Genomic DNA, 14,124 nt, shown 5'->3' with positions numbered 1-14,124 from the left:
GTCAGTCCTCAGCCGGCAGCACCCGCAACCGCAACTCCCGAAGCTGCTCGTTCGTCGGCTCCGACGGCGCGCCCATCATCAGGTCCTCGGCCCGCTGGTTCATCGGAAACAGCATGACCTGCCGGATGTTGCTCTCGTCCGCGAGCAGCATAACCGTCCGGTCGATGCCCAGCGCGCAGCCCCCGTGCGGCGGCGCGCCATAGCGGAAGGCGTTGACCATCCCGCCGAAGCGCTTGCGCACCTCGTCCTCGCCGTAACCCGCAATAGCGAAGGCGCGGAACATGATGTCCGGGCGGTGGTTCCGGATCGCGCCCGATACCAGCTCGTATCCGTTGCACGCCAGATCGTACTGGAATCCAAGCACCTTCAGCGGATCGCCGTCCAGCGCATCCATCCCCCCCTGCGGCATCGAGAAGGGGTTGTGGCTGAAGTCGATCCCGCCCTCGTCGTCCTTTTCGTACATCGGGAAATCGACGATCCAGGCGAAGGCGAAACGGGTCTTGTCAGTGAGGTTCAGTTCCTCGCCGATGACATTCCTCGCCAGACCCGCGACACGCTCGAAGCCCTCGGGCTTCCCGCCGAGGAAGAAGGCGGCGTCGCCCTTGCCGAGGCCGAGTTGCGTTCGGATCGCCTCGGTCCGCTCGGGTCCGATGTTCTTGGCGAGCGGACCTGCGGCTTCCATGCCCGAGCCGTCTTCAGCCTCCCGCCAGAAGATATACCCCATCCCCGGCAGCCCTTCATTCTGCGCGAAGGCGTTCATCCGGTCGCAGAACTTGCGTGAACCGCCCGTGGGCGCCGGAATGGCACGGATCTCCGTCCCCTCCTGCTCCAGCAGCTTCGCGAAGATCGCGAAGCCCGAGCCGCGGAAATGTTCGGACACGTCCTGCATCTCGATGGGGTTGCGCAGGTCCGGCTTGTCGGTGCCGTACTTCAGCGCGGCGTCGGCATAGGTGATCTGCGGCCAGTGCTTGTCGACCGCGCGGCCGCCGCCGAACTCCTCGAAGATGCCCTGGATGACCGGCTGAACCGTCGCGAAAACATCGTCCTGCGTGACGAAGCTCATCTCGAGGTCGAGCTGGTAGAAGTCGGTCGGCGAGCGGTCGGCGCGCGGATCCTCGTCGCGGAAGCAGGGCGCGATCTGGAAATACTTGTCGAAGCCCGACACCATCAGAAGCTGCTTGAACTGCTGCGGCGCCTGCGGCAGCGCATAGAACTTGCCCGGATGCAGCCGTGACGGCACCAGGAAGTCGCGCGCGCCCTCGGGCGACGACGCCGTGATGATCGGCGTCTGGTACTCGCGGAAATCCTTTTCCCACATGCGCTTGCGGATCGACGCCACCACGTCCGAGCGCAGCGTCATGTTCTTCTGCATCTCGGCCCGGCGCAGGTCGAGGAAGCGATACCGCAGCCGCGTCTCCTCGGGATATTCCTGGTCGCCGAAGACCTGAAGCGGCAATTCCTCGGCCGCCCCCAGCACCTCGATGTCGCGGACGAAGACCTCGATCTCGCCCGTGGGCAGCTTCGGGTTCACCAGTTCCGGGTCGCGCGCCTTCACCTCGCCGTCGATGCGGATGCACCACTCCGACCGCACCTTCTCGACCGCCTTGAAGACCTTGGAGTCCGGATCGCACAGCACCTGCGTGATCCCGTAGTGGTCGCGCAGGTCGATGAACAGGATGCCGCCGTGGTCGCGGATGCGGTGGACCCAGCCCGCGAGTCGGACGGTCTCGCCCACGTTCGACGCGTCGAGGTCGGCGCAGGTGTGGGTGCGATAGGCGTGCATGGGCATTCCCTTCGGGGCGCAGGGGGCGTTAGGAGATCCGGGCCGATACACCGCGCGGCGGCGCGGAAGTCAAGGCGGCGGTCAGTAGATCGCGGCGCGGATCAGAAGCGCCACGACGCCAAGCGCGGCCACGCCCGCGATCCAGAGCGCCGCGAACCACAGAAGCCGCCGCGCCATCAGTGATAGCCCTCGTCCGGGTCGATCTTGCCGCGGAACACCCAATAGGAATAGGCGGTATAGATCAGGATGATCGGGATCAGGATCAGCGCGCCCACCAGCGCGAAGCGCAGCGAGGACTCGGGCGCCGCCGCCTCGACGATGGTAAGGGAGGGTGGCACGATCATCGGATAGAAGCTGACCCCGATGCCGACGAAGGACAGCACGAAGATCGACAGCGACGCGAGGAACGGCGTCACGTCGTGGCGATAGGCGATGCCGCGCCACAGGACGAAGGCCGCCGCCGCCATCAGGACCGGCACGATCACCGACCAGTACCACGTCGCGCCGGTGAACCAGCGCTCGAAGTAGACGCGGTCCTGGAACGGCGTCCAGAGGCTGACGATCCCGATGAAGACCAGCGTCGCTGCGCCAAGCTGAAGCGCGTGCCGCCGCATCCGGTCGGCGACCGTGCCCTCGGTCTTCATGATGATCCACGTCGCGCCCAGAAGCGCGTATCCCGTCGCCACCGCGACACCCGTCATCAGCGAGAACGGCGTCAGCCAGTCCCACCAGCCGCCCGCATAGGCGCGGTTCTCGACCTCGATGCCCTGCACCAGCGCGCCAAGCGCGATGCCCTGAGACAGCGCCGCAATCAGCGAGCCGCCGAAGAAAGCGATGTCCCACACCCCGCGCCACCGCGTCGTCTTCCAGCGGAACTCGAAGGACACGCCCCGGAAGACAAGCGCGAGCAGCATCAGGATGATCGGCATGTAGAGCGCCGGCATCACCACGGCATAGGCCAGGGGAAAGACCGCCATCAGCCCGCCCCCGCCCAGGACCAGCCAGGTCTCGTTGCCGTCCCAGACCGGGGCGACCGAATTCATCATCACGTCGCGGTGCTTCTCGTTGGGATAGAACGGAAACAGGATGCCGATCCCCAGGTCGAAGCCGTCGAGCACGACATAGGTCAGCACGGCGAAGGCGATGAGCCCGGCCCAGAGGAAGGAAAGCTCGTATCCGAACATCATTGCTGCATCTCCGGCCGTTCGTCCTGAACCTGCTGCGCGGGCGTGGTGCCCGCCGTCCGCGTCGGCCCCTCGACCTTCGCCTGTCCCGGCCCCTTGTCCATCAGCCGCAGGATGTAATAGATGCCAGCGCCGAAGACGAAGAAGTAGACGATGATGAAGGCGACAAGCGACGAGGCCACGGCCGGCGCATCGATGGGCGACAGCGACTCGGACGTCCGCATCAGCCCGTAGACCGTCCAGGGCTGGCGTCCAACCTCGGTCGTGATCCATCCCGCCAGCACCGCTATGAATCCCGCAGGCCCCATGACGACGGCCGCGCGCTGAAGCCACGTCGCCTCGCCCAGACCGCCGCGCCACCGCGCCCAGAGGCTCCACAGCCCGATCCCCAGCATGGCGAAGCCAAGGGCGACCATTACGCGGAACGTATAGAACACGATGGAAACCGGTGGCTCCTCGTCGTCGGGGATGGTGTCCAGCCCGTCGAGAGGAGCGTCGAGGTGGTGCTTCAGGATCAGCGAGGACAGCTTCGGAATCTCGATCGAATAGTCGATCCGCTTCTCGTCCTCGTTCACCAGCCCGAACAGGATCAGCGGCGCGCCGTCGGGATGGCTTTCGAAATGGCCTTCCATCGCCATGACCTTGGCGGGCTGATGCTCGAGCGTGTTCAGCCCGTGCATGTCGCCCGCGAGGATCTGCAAGGGCGTCACCAGCGTCGCCATCCACATCGCCATCGAGAACATGACCAGCGCCGACCTCCGCCCCGGCGTCCTGAGCAGGTGCCATGCGCCCACCGCTCCCACCACGAAGGCCGTCGTCAGGTAGGCCGCAAGCACCATGTGTGTCAGGCGATAGGGGAAGGACGGGTTGAAGATGATCGCCCACCAGTCGAGCGGGATGAACTGCCCGACGTCGTTCATCCCGAACCCCTGCGGCGTGTGCATCCACGAGTTGACCGACAGGATCCAGGTCGCCGACACCAGAGTGCCGACGGCCACCATCCCCGTCGCCATCATGTGCAGCCCGTCGCCCACGCGCTTTCGGCCGAACAGCATGATCCCCAGGAAGCCGGCCTCGAGGAAGAAGGCGGTCAGCACCTCGTAGGCCATCAGCGGCCCCAGCACCGGCCCCGTGCGGTCCGAGAAGACGGACCAGTTGGTCCCGAACTGGTAGGACATCACGATGCCCGAGACGACGCCCATCCCGAAGGCGATGGCGAAGATTGCCTTCCAGAAGTCGAAGAGCGTCAGGTAGACCCGGTCGCGCGTCCAGAGCCACAGCCCGTTCAGCACGGCAAGGTAGGACGCCAGCCCGATCGAGAACGCGGGAAAGACGATGTGGAACGACACCGTGAACGCGAACTGGAGGCGGGCAAGTGTCTCGGCGGTATAACCGGCCAGCATGGGCGACCCCTGTTGGTTGGAACAGAAGGTAGGCGCCTTTGCGCGCGCCGCCACCGGACGCGCTGTCGCAGGTCAGAACGGGCGGCGCACGTTGCCCGAGTAGAAATAGGCCCCCATCCCCACGGCGAACAAGACGATGCCCGCCACCGCATGGACAACGACCGCCTCGGGGAAGTTGCGGCGGACCCTGTGGCTCCAGCCAAAGAGCAATCCGCCCGCGAAGGTCATCCCCAGGACGATCCAGCTCCAGTACATCAGATGCGCGAAGGAAAAGACAGCCGCGTTCAAAAGCACCGCCGGTCCCGCTTCGCGCGGCAGGATCGCGACATAGCGGCCGAAGAACAGCGCGCGGTAGACCAGCTCCTGCGGCAAGGCCGACACGAGCGGGTAAAGCGCCGCGATCATCAGCATCAGCCCCGGATTGCCACGGACGAGGCCCAGGAAGGAGCCAGGCGCCGTGGCGAGCACGACGGCGCTGCCGACCCCCGCCGTCACCACCGCGACGCCCAGAACGAGACGAAGCGAAACCCGCCGCCAGCCCTCCACAAGCTCTAGCAGGTGGAAGCTGGGCGTGACGAGAAGAAGGGCGATACTGAGAAGACTGAAGACGCCCAGCACCGGAAACAGCCACCCCGGAGGCACCGCGACCGCCATCACGGCGGGGGCCGCAAGATATAGCAGGGCGAACTCGATATGCAGGCGGATCGGCGGGGACATCGGTCCGTCTTGTTGCGATTTCACAACTCGCCCCTTCCTCGCACGCCCACGGCCATTGTTCCGCCTTCGACCCTGCATAACCTGCGCGCGCGAACAAGGAAGAAGAGCAGGCTCGCAGGCACATGGACTACACGCGCTCTGAAGTTGCGATCCTGATCGCGATTGCGGCTACGCTCGTAGCAAGCATTGGGTTCCCGTCTTCTTCAGACCTGCTTGCCTTGTGGTTGGCTGGGAACTTCTGGAACGACGGTTCGGTGCCCGAACTGATCTACCGGGGGTCGGACGGCCTCTTCACGATGCGCCCGCCTCAGCCGTGGATCGACACCGTCGTCGCGGAAGGACGGGAAACGGCGGTGTACCCGTTCATCTATCCCCCGCTCTGGGCCTGGGTCATGTCCAAGGTCGTCGCAATTTCGACCTTCAAGTCCTTCGGATTGTTCATGGCGGCAGCAAATCTTTCGATGATCGCCGCAATGGTCGTCCTCGTTCCCCGTATCACGCAGCTCGCCATCCCGCGTCGCCTTTACCTGCTTCTGGCGTGGCCGACCGCGAGCGTGACCCTTCCCTTCATGTTGGCGCTCGATGAAAATCAGCCTCAGATCCTCGTGAGCTTCCTCATTCTCCTCGGGATCGAGCGTACCACCCGTGGCGCCCCCATTGCAGGAGGCGCAGCAATGGCGCTTGCCGCCTCTCTCAAGCTCTATCCGGTGCTTTTCGCCGTCTTCTGGCTTGCGGGAGGCGAGCGGCGGGCGTTCACCTCATTCGCGCTCATGGGCTGTGCGCTGGGACTTCTTTCCATAGCCGTCGCCGGATGGCCGATGCACGCCGCCTTCCTGAACGAGATTCGCGCCATCTCTGGCAGCGTGCTCTATACACTTGCCAACTATTCCTTCGATCCCATGATCGCGAGGCACCTGTACTGGGATGAGTTGACTCGCTTCAGCACCGAAGAGACGGGGCTGAAGATCGGGTGGCACGTCATGCTGAAGACGCCCGCCTGGCGGATCTTCGACGTCGTGCTGCAGATGACGGTCGTGCTCGGCGTGTCGTGGCTGGCGTGGCGTCGGGGAACCCGCGCGCCCTTCTTCTGGCCGGCCGCGATCATCGCAGTCGCCGTCGTGTCTCCGCTGACATGGGTATACCACCTGATCCCTGCGCTGGTCTTTCTGCCGGCGCTTTATGGCTACGTATCGCCCTGGGGTGTTGTCCCGCTTCAGGTCCTTCTGACCTTCGTACTTCGTTCGCCTTACGTCTATCCGTCGTTGGGACTGACGATCATGCATCCCGGAGGGCACGAAGTCGCGTTCCTTGCCGTCTGCGCCTTGGGAGCGCTGTGCTTGTGGGTCGCAGCCCTCCCACCCAAACGCCCCTTGCACCTCGGACCCCAATCCCTATAACGCCGACAATTTGCGTGACCTATGGGGGATCGGCCGATGCCGAAGAGAACCGACATCCAGTCGATCATGATCATTGGAGCCGGTCCCATCGTCATCGGTCAGGCCTGCGAGTTCGACTATTCCGGCGCGCAGGCCTGCAAGGCGCTCCGCGAGGAAGGCTACCGCGTCATCCTCGTCAACTCGAACCCCGCCACCATCATGACCGACCCGGGTCTGGCCGACGCGACCTACATCGAGCCGATCACCCCCGAGGTCGTGGCCAAGATCATCGAGAAGGAACGCCCCGACGCCCTTCTGCCGACCATGGGCGGGCAGACCGGGCTCAACACCTCGCTTGCGCTCGAGGAGATGGGCGTGCTGGCGAAATACGGCGTCGAGATGATCGGCGCCAAGCGCGAGGCCATCGAGATGGCCGAGGACCGCAAGCTCTTCCGCGAGGCGATGGACCGCATCGGGCTCGAGAACCCCAAGGCCGCCATCGTCTCGGCGCCGAAGATCTCGCAAGGCCGCTACGACATCGCCAAGGGCCTCGAAGCCGCGATGGAGGCACTCGAGGAAGTCGGCCTGCCCGCGATCATCCGCCCCGCCTACACCCTCGGCGGCACCGGCGGCGGCGTCGCCTACAACCGCGACGAATACTTCGAGACCTGCCGCCGCGGGCTCGAGGCCTCGCCCGTCGCCCAGATCCTGATCGACGAAAGCCTTCTCGGCTGGAAGGAGTTCGAGATGGAGGTGGTTCGCGACCGCGCGGATAACGCCATCATCGTCTGCTCGATCGAGAACATCGACCCGATGGGCGTCCACACCGGCGACTCGATCACCGTCGCCCCTGCGCTGACGCTGACCGACAAGGAATACCAGGCCATGCGCACGGCCTCGATCGCCGTCCTGCGCGAGATCGGGGTCGAGACGGGCGGATCGAACGTCCAGTGGGCCGTGAACCCCGCCGACGGCCGCATGATCGTGATCGAGATGAACCCCCGCGTGTCGCGCTCCTCGGCGCTGGCGTCTAAGGCCACGGGCTTTCCCATCGCCAAGATCGCCGCGAAGCTCGCCGTCGGTTTCACCCTCGACGAACTCGACAACGACATAACCAAGGTCACGCCCGCCTCGTTCGAGCCGACCATCGACTATGTCGTGACCAAGATCCCGCGCTTCGCCTTCGAGAAGTTTCCCGGCGCCAAGCCCGAACTCACCACCGCGATGAAGTCGGTGGGCGAGGCGATGGCCATCGGCCGCACCTTCCACGAAAGCGTGCAGAAGGCGCTGGCCTCGCTCGAGACCGGGCTGACCGGCTTTGACGAGGTCGACATCCCCGGCGCGCCCGACAAGGCCGCGATCACCGCCGCGCTGTCGAAGCAGACGCCCGACCGGATGCGCACCATCGCGCAGGCGATGCGCCACGGGCTGTCGGACGACGACATCAACGCCGTCACGGCCTTCGACCCCTGGTTCCTCGCCCGCATCCGCGAGATCGTAGAGACCGAGGATGCCGTCCGGGCCGAGGGCCTGCCTGCGACCGAGACGGGTCTGAGACACCTCAAGATGATGGGCTTCACCGACGCCCGCCTCGCCACGCTGACGGGCAAGACCGAGGAGCAGGTCCGCAAGGCGCGGCTCGACCTGGGCGTCATCGCGGTCTTCAAGCGCATCGACACCTGCGCGGCCGAGTTCGAGGCCCAGACGCCCTACATGTACTCGACCTACGAGGTCCCCATGATGGGCGAGGTCGAATGCGAGGCGCGGCCGTCGGGCAAGACCAAGGTCGTCATCCTCGGCGGCGGCCCGAACCGCATCGGCCAGGGGATCGAGTTCGACTACTGCTGCTGCCACGCCTGTTTCGCGCTTTCGGACGTGGGTTACGAGACCATCATGGTCAACTGCAACCCGGAGACGGTCTCGACCGACTACGACACCTCGGACCGGCTCTATTTCGAGCCGCTGACCTTCGAGCACGTCATGGAGATCCTGCGCGTCGAGCAGCAGAACGGCACGCTCCACGGCGTCATCGTCCAGTTCGGCGGCCAGACACCGCTCAAACTCGCCAACGCGCTCCACGACGCCGGCATCCCGATCCTCGGAACCACGCCCGACGCCATCGACCTCGCCGAGGACCGCGAGCGGTTCCAGGACCTCGTCAACCGGCTCGGCCTGAAGCAGCCGCACAACGGCATCGCGCGGTCCGACGAGCAGGCGTTGGAAATCGCAGCCGAGATCGGCTTCCCGCTGGTCATCCGCCCGTCCTACGTCCTTGGCGGCCGCGCGATGGAGATCGTGCGCGACATGGACAACCTGCGCCGCTACATCCGCGACGCGGTCGTCGTCTCGGGCGACAGCCCCGTCCTTCTCGACCGCTACCTCGACGGCGCGACGGAGGTCGACGTGGACGCGCTCTGCGACGGCGAGGCCGTTCACGTCGCGGGCATCATGGAGCACATCGAGGAAGCCGGCGTCCATTCCGGCGACAGCGCCTGCTCGCTCCCGCCTCACACGCTGCCGAAGGCCATCATCGACGAGTTGATCGTCCAGACAAAGGCGCTGGCGCGCGAGCTGCACGTCGTCGGGCTGATGAACATCCAGTTCGCGATCAAGGGCGACGACATCTACCTGATCGAGGTGAACCCCCGCGCCTCGCGCACAGTGCCCTTCGTCGCCAAGGCGACCGACAGCGCCATCGCCTCCATCGCGGCGCGGCTCATGGCGGGCGAAAAGCTCTCGGCCTTCCCCGCCTCTCCGCCGCATGTTCAGGTGGACGAGGATACCGTGATCCCGATGTCCGACCCGATGGCCCTGTCCGACTTCCGCACGCCCTGGTTCAGCGTCAAGGAAGCCGTCCTGCCCTTCGCCCGCTTCCCCGGCGTGGATACCCTCCTCGGCCCCGAGATGCGTTCCACCGGCGAGGTCATGGGCTGGGACCGCACCTTCGCGCGCGCCTTCCTCAAGGCGCAGCTAGGTGCCGGAACCGTCCTGCCCGAACGCGGCACGGTCTTCATCTCGATCAAGGACTCCGACAAGACGTCCATGCTGGTCGAGACCGCGCGGATGCTGACCGGGCTCGGCCTCAAGATCCTCGCCACGCGCGGGACGGCGAAATTCCTGAACGAGAACGGCATCTCGTCCGACATCGTCAACAAGGGCTACGAGGGTGGACGCACCATCGTCGACGTGATGAAGGACGGCGAGGTCGATCTCGTGATGAACACCACCGAGGGCACGCAGGCCATCGAGGACTCGCGGTCCATGCGCAACGTGACGCTGATGGACAAGATCCCCTACTTCACCACGGCCGCCGCCGCCCACGCCGCGGCGCTGGCGATGGTCAGCCGGGCCGAAGGCGAGATGACGGTGAGGCCGCTTCAGGGCTAGGGCGGCGGGCAGGTGCCTGAAAAGGCCTCGCCCGCGAACCGCGCCCGCGTCCAGCCGATCAGCTCGGCGGTCAGCGGCGAGACCGGCTGCACGACCGAGACGTGGTCCTCCTCCGGATAGGTCCGATAGTCCACGGCCTCGCCCGCCGCGCAGAGGCTCGCGACATAGCCGTCCTGCACCTCCGGCAGGACAAGGTCGTCGCGCCCCCCGTGACCGACAAGAAGCGGCACCGGAAAGGGTCCGCGAGGCACGTTCATCCTCAGCCGGTCCCCGAAGGCGCCCTCTCCCGGCAAACGCGCGAAGACCCCCCGTTCCGGGATCAGCCCGGCCTCGGCGATGGACATCCAGATGTCGGGAAACTCGATGCAGCGCCGCGCCATGTCGCGGACGAGCGGCTGCACCCTCCAGTCGACGTGACCCCAGGCGTCGATGTCGGGATAGGCGCGGTCGTACCCCGCCACGAGGTAGGCCTGGATGATCGTGCCGAAGATCGAATGGCCCGCCGCCGCCAGAAGCGCGGGCAGGTCGCTGGCCGGCGAGATCGCGGCCACGCCCGCCAGATCGAGGTCGGGCGCATAGTCGCGCACAATCTGCGCCGTCCAGAGCGCCGAGTGACCGCCCTGCGAATGGCCCCAGACCGCCACGGGGCCGCCAAGGGGCGCTTCGGCCAAGGTCCGGGCCGCCCGGACCGAGTCGAGCACCGCCCGCGCCGCGTCGGGTCCGTCGAGGTAGCGGTGCCCGCCCCCTGTCCCCAGGCCGACATAGTCCGTCGCCACATAGGCCCAGCCTTCGTCGAGAAGTGCGGGAAAGCCCGGCACGTTCGGGAAGGGATTGTCGAACATCGACGGCGCGCAGCCCGCCGCGACGCCGGTGGTGCCGTGGGCATAGGCAACGACCGGCACCTGACCCTCCGCGCCCTCCGGCGCCACGATCACCGCGCTCGCCACCGCCGGCGACCCGTCGCCCCGCGTCGTCGTGTAGAGGATGCGCCAGCCCCGCGCGCCCTCGGGGACACCTCGGGTGAAAGCCTCCGCCGCGATCAGGCGTCCCGGAGGTCCCGGCTCACCGTCACCCGCGCGGTAGAACCCATCCGGACGGGAGGGCAGCGCCACGATCCAGACGGTCACGATCAGAACCGTCAGCGCCGCCGCCACACCCCCGAGCCATCGTCTCATGCCAGCCTCCGGTCACCGTTTCAGGACAGTCTCGGCTCGTGTCCCGCACCGACGCAATACCGACGTGATACCGACGCGATACCGAAGGCCCTCATCGCAGCATCCACCGCCCCTCCGGCCAGAACGCATGGAAGGCGAAGAGAACATCATGCGCCACGTCCGCCCCCGAGCCGTCCCGCACCCGGATCGTGCCGACCTCTCGCCCTTCGCCGATCCGCGCCGCGTCCAGCGCCGACGCCTGACCCTGAGACCACGAGATCGTCACGCCCGCCTCCGTCACCTGACCCTCGCGCCGGATCCGCTCCACCGGCCAGGCACGCTCGCCGACGCGAACCACGCGGGCCAAGGGGTTTATGCCATGCGGCGGCAACTCCCCCGAATAGAGAAACGGCCGCGCGGCGGAATCGTAGGAAACATAAGGGTTTCGCCCGTAGGATCGCCCCGAGGCGGGCTCGGCCATCACCAGTGCGTCCGGGTTTCGCATACGAAACTCGTCCCAGCTTTCCATCCACGACGGCAGGGGCCGCAGGTCGCGCCCGGTCATCTCGCCCACGATCCCCTCGCCCGTGGCCTGCTGCCACCAGCTTTCGGTCTCCCGGTCGTACATCACCATGTCCGAATTGCGCAGCTTCCCCGTCACCCCGAAGGACAGCACGCGCCCACCCACGCGCCGGTCGAACACGATGCCGGAATTGCACAGCGGGCAGAACGTCACCGCCACAGGCATCCCACCCACAGTGTCGTTGACGATCTCGTGCCACATCAGGTAGCGCACGGGATAGGCGCGGGGCGTTTCGCCTTCGACCTCGAGAGCGATCACCGGCTCCCGATCCTCGATCCCCCGCTTTGCCGCGACTTTCACGAAGCCCGGCGCGTCGAGAGCCGGGATCCCGTCCCGCGGCGGTCCGCCCGACTGGATCTCGACCCAACTCTCCACGGCGGTGCGCCCGAAATCCGTCCGTGGCCACTCGGACTTCCAGAACTCCGGATCGGCACCGGCTCGACCTCCCGCCAGACACAGAAAAACAAGACAGGACAGCACAGCGCGGCGATGCATCCCCGGACCTCCTCTTCCCGAGGTCACCCATACCACGGACCCACCAAGGCCGAGGTCACGCCTCGGTGAGACCTCGCCCGCCTTGCACCAGCCTCGACCGGACGCCATTCTGAGGCATGGACGCGGATCTCTGGACGCAGCTCGCCGACCTCTGGAACCAGGCCCTGCTCCAGGGTCGGCTGCTGCTGCAGCCCTCGCGGCTTTACCAGATCGGGATTCTCGTCGTCTGTATCGCCTTCGCCTGGGGCGTCTCGCGCTGGATCAAGCCGCATTTCAACGCATGGATGCACACGCTCGAAGGCAGGCCGAAGTGGCAACTGCGCTGGCTTCTTCTGATCCGCCGACGCATTTTCCTCATGGCCTTCACGCTTTTCGTGTGGATCGCCGCGCGCATCATGGCCGAGATCAACCCCTTCCCCTCGCGCCGCTTCCTGCTCGAGCTCGTGGGCACCATCGCGATTGCCATCCTCCTCGTGGGTCTGGCGGCGCGCCTTGTTCGCAACGAGCTTCTCCGCCGCATCGTGTCCTGGGCGCTGTGGATCTTCGTGACGCTCTACTACCTCGGCGTCGCGGACGAGGCGTCGCGGCTTCTCGACAGCCTCGCCATCGACATCGGCGACTTCCACCTCTCGATCCTGACGGTGATCCAGGCCGCGGCGGCCATCGCCGTCCTCTTCACCCTCGCCCGGCTCATCAGCCAGACCACGGCGAACCGCATCCGCGCGAACGACGACATCTCGCCTTCGATGCAGGTGCTGGCGGTCAAGATCCTCCAGATCCTCCTCTTCGGCGCGGCCTTCTTCATCGGCCTCAAGTTCGTCGGGGTCGACCTGACGGGCCTCGCCGTCCTGTCCGGCGCCATCGGCGTCGGCCTCGGATTCGGCCTCCAGAAGGTGGTCTCGAACCTCGTCTCGGGGGTCATCATCCTCCTCGACAAGTCGATCAAGCCGGGCGACGTCATCTCGATCGGTGACACCTTCGGATGGATCAACGCCCTTGGCGCGCGCTATGTCTCGATCACCACGCGGGACGGCAAGGAGTATCTGATCCCGAACGAGGATCTGATCACCGGGCAGGTGGTGAACTGGTCGCATTCCAACGACTTCGTCCGCATCGACATCGACTTCGGCACCAGCTACGACGACGACCCCCACAAGGTGCGGAAACTGGCGATCGAGGCGGCCGCGAGCGTCAACCGCGTCCTCTCCTCGCGCCCGCCCGTCTGCCACATCACCGGCTTCGGAGACAGCTCGGTGAACTACATCCTGCGCTTCTGGATCGTAGATCCGTCGGACGGCCTGACCAACATCCGGGGCAACGTCTTCCTCGCCCTCTGGGACACCTTCAAGGCCAATGGCATCTCGATCCCTTTCCCTCAGCGCGAGGTCAGGGTGCTGAACGACAGCTTGGCCGTCACGCGGTCCGAGGCTCAGCCATAGAAGCCGTCCGCCCAGGCCCTCTTCACCGACGCACGACCCTCCATCGCGGCCTTGAACGCGGCCAGCTTGGGGAAGTCCGAGACATCCACCTTGTCCCCTTCAAGCCAATAGACCGGCGTGTAGAGATAGAAATCCGCGATCGTCGGGCGGTCGCCGAAAAGAAACGGCCCCTCGACGACGCCCTCGAGGTAGGCTGCCGAGGCGCGCATCGTCTCGGGCACCTTGGCCGACATCGCCTCCTGTGCGGCGGGGTCGTCGGCCCACCGGGACGCGCGGCGCAGGTGCGCGTGGTTCACGTGCATCGTCGAGGCGAGGTAGAACATCACCTCGCGCACCCGCGCCTTGCCGAAGGCATCCGTCGGCATGAAGTCGGGCAGCGCGGTCTCGGCGATGTATTCGAGGACGGCGCCCGTCTCGGTCAGAAGACCCTCCGGCGTCACCAGCACCGGCACCCGGCCCTTCGGATTGATCCGAAGATACTCTGGCCGCGACTGCTCGCCTCCGCGCACATCGACGCGGATCGGCTCCCATTCCGCGCCCTCGTTCAGAAGGCACACGACGGCGGTCGAGATGGTGACGGGGGCGCAGTAGAGTTTCAGCATC

Annotated in this window: 11 protein-coding genes; 3 read left to right on the top strand and 8 right to left on the bottom strand. The window is 66.2% G+C overall.

Annotation, left to right across the window (positions count from 1 at the left end; genetic code table 11):
- Window position 1: 1 nt before the first annotated feature.
- The 5 genes from aspS to C8D95_RS14100 form a co-directional block, all read right to left on the bottom strand.
- Window positions 2-1,783: an aspartate--tRNA ligase gene (gene aspS / locus C8D95_RS14120; protein ID WP_109759831.1), complete on the bottom strand. Its 1,782-nt coding sequence runs from the start codon at window positions 1,781-1,783 to the stop codon at window positions 2-4.
- Window positions 1,784-1,864: 81 nt separating this feature from the next.
- Window positions 1,865-1,960, bottom strand: a complete 96-nt coding sequence (locus C8D95_RS14115) for a DUF2474 family protein (RefSeq protein WP_109759830.1) — start codon at window positions 1,958-1,960, stop codon at window positions 1,865-1,867.
- Window positions 1,960-2,967, bottom strand: a complete 1,008-nt coding sequence (cydB, locus tag C8D95_RS14110; protein WP_109759939.1) for a cytochrome d ubiquinol oxidase subunit II — start codon at window positions 2,965-2,967, stop codon at window positions 1,960-1,962. Before cydB ends, C8D95_RS14115 begins: the two co-directional genes overlap by 1 nt.
- Entirely contained in the window at window positions 2,967-4,370 is a 1,404-nt protein-coding gene (locus tag C8D95_RS14105) for a cytochrome ubiquinol oxidase subunit I (RefSeq protein ID WP_109759829.1), read from the bottom strand. The genes cydB and C8D95_RS14105 overlap by 1 nt, the downstream gene beginning before the upstream one ends.
- Window positions 4,371-4,442: 72 nt before the next feature.
- On the bottom strand, window positions 4,443-5,087 hold the full coding sequence (locus C8D95_RS14100; protein ID WP_109759828.1) for a CPBP family glutamic-type intramembrane protease: 645 nt from the start codon (window positions 5,085-5,087) through the stop codon (window positions 4,443-4,445).
- Between the two features lie 254 nt (window positions 5,088-5,341).
- Here C8D95_RS14100 and C8D95_RS14095 point away from each other — a divergent pair, with 254 nt between their 5' ends.
- Both C8D95_RS14095 and carB read left to right on the top strand, forming a co-directional pair.
- Window positions 5,342-6,484 carry a glycosyltransferase family 87 protein gene (locus C8D95_RS14095; protein ID WP_164721735.1) on the top strand — a complete coding sequence of 381 codons (1,143 nt, stop codon included), beginning with the start codon at window positions 5,342-5,344 and terminating at the stop codon, window positions 6,482-6,484.
- Between the two features lie 36 nt (window positions 6,485-6,520).
- Window positions 6,521-9,850 carry a carbamoyl-phosphate synthase large subunit gene (carB, locus tag C8D95_RS14090; RefSeq protein ID WP_109759826.1) on the top strand — a complete coding sequence of 1,110 codons (3,330 nt, stop codon included), beginning with the start codon at window positions 6,521-6,523 and terminating at the stop codon, window positions 9,848-9,850.
- On the opposite strand, the gene C8D95_RS14085 is transcribed toward carB, so the two are convergent.
- The gene (locus C8D95_RS14085; protein WP_109759825.1) at window positions 9,847-11,025 is read right to left on the bottom strand and encodes a lipase family protein; all 1,179 of its coding nucleotides are present in this window, start codon (window positions 11,023-11,025) and stop codon (window positions 9,847-9,849) included. The genes carB and C8D95_RS14085 overlap by 4 nt on opposite strands.
- A gap of 91 nt (window positions 11,026-11,116) precedes the next feature.
- Entirely contained in the window at window positions 11,117-12,082 is a 966-nt protein-coding gene (locus C8D95_RS14080) for a DUF3179 domain-containing protein (RefSeq protein ID WP_109759824.1), read from the bottom strand.
- 116 nt (window positions 12,083-12,198) lie between these two features.
- Between C8D95_RS14080 and C8D95_RS14075 the strand changes: the two genes are divergently transcribed.
- Window positions 12,199-13,521, top strand: a complete 1,323-nt coding sequence (locus C8D95_RS14075; RefSeq protein WP_109759823.1) for a mechanosensitive ion channel family protein — start codon at window positions 12,199-12,201, stop codon at window positions 13,519-13,521.
- On the opposite strand, the gene C8D95_RS14070 is transcribed toward C8D95_RS14075, so the two are convergent.
- A complete protein-coding gene (locus C8D95_RS14070; protein ID WP_109759938.1) occupies window positions 13,512-14,120 on the bottom strand; it encodes a glutathione S-transferase family protein in 609 nt (202 codons plus the stop codon). The two genes, C8D95_RS14075 and C8D95_RS14070, sit on opposite strands and share 10 nt — an antisense overlap.
- Window positions 14,121-14,124 lie beyond the last annotated feature (4 nt).

Source organism: Silicimonas algicola (genome assembly GCF_003148765.1).
Lineage (GTDB): Bacteria > Pseudomonadota > Alphaproteobacteria > Rhodobacterales > Rhodobacteraceae > Silicimonas > Silicimonas algicola.
This window is presented reverse-complemented; position numbering and strand designations above follow the sequence as displayed.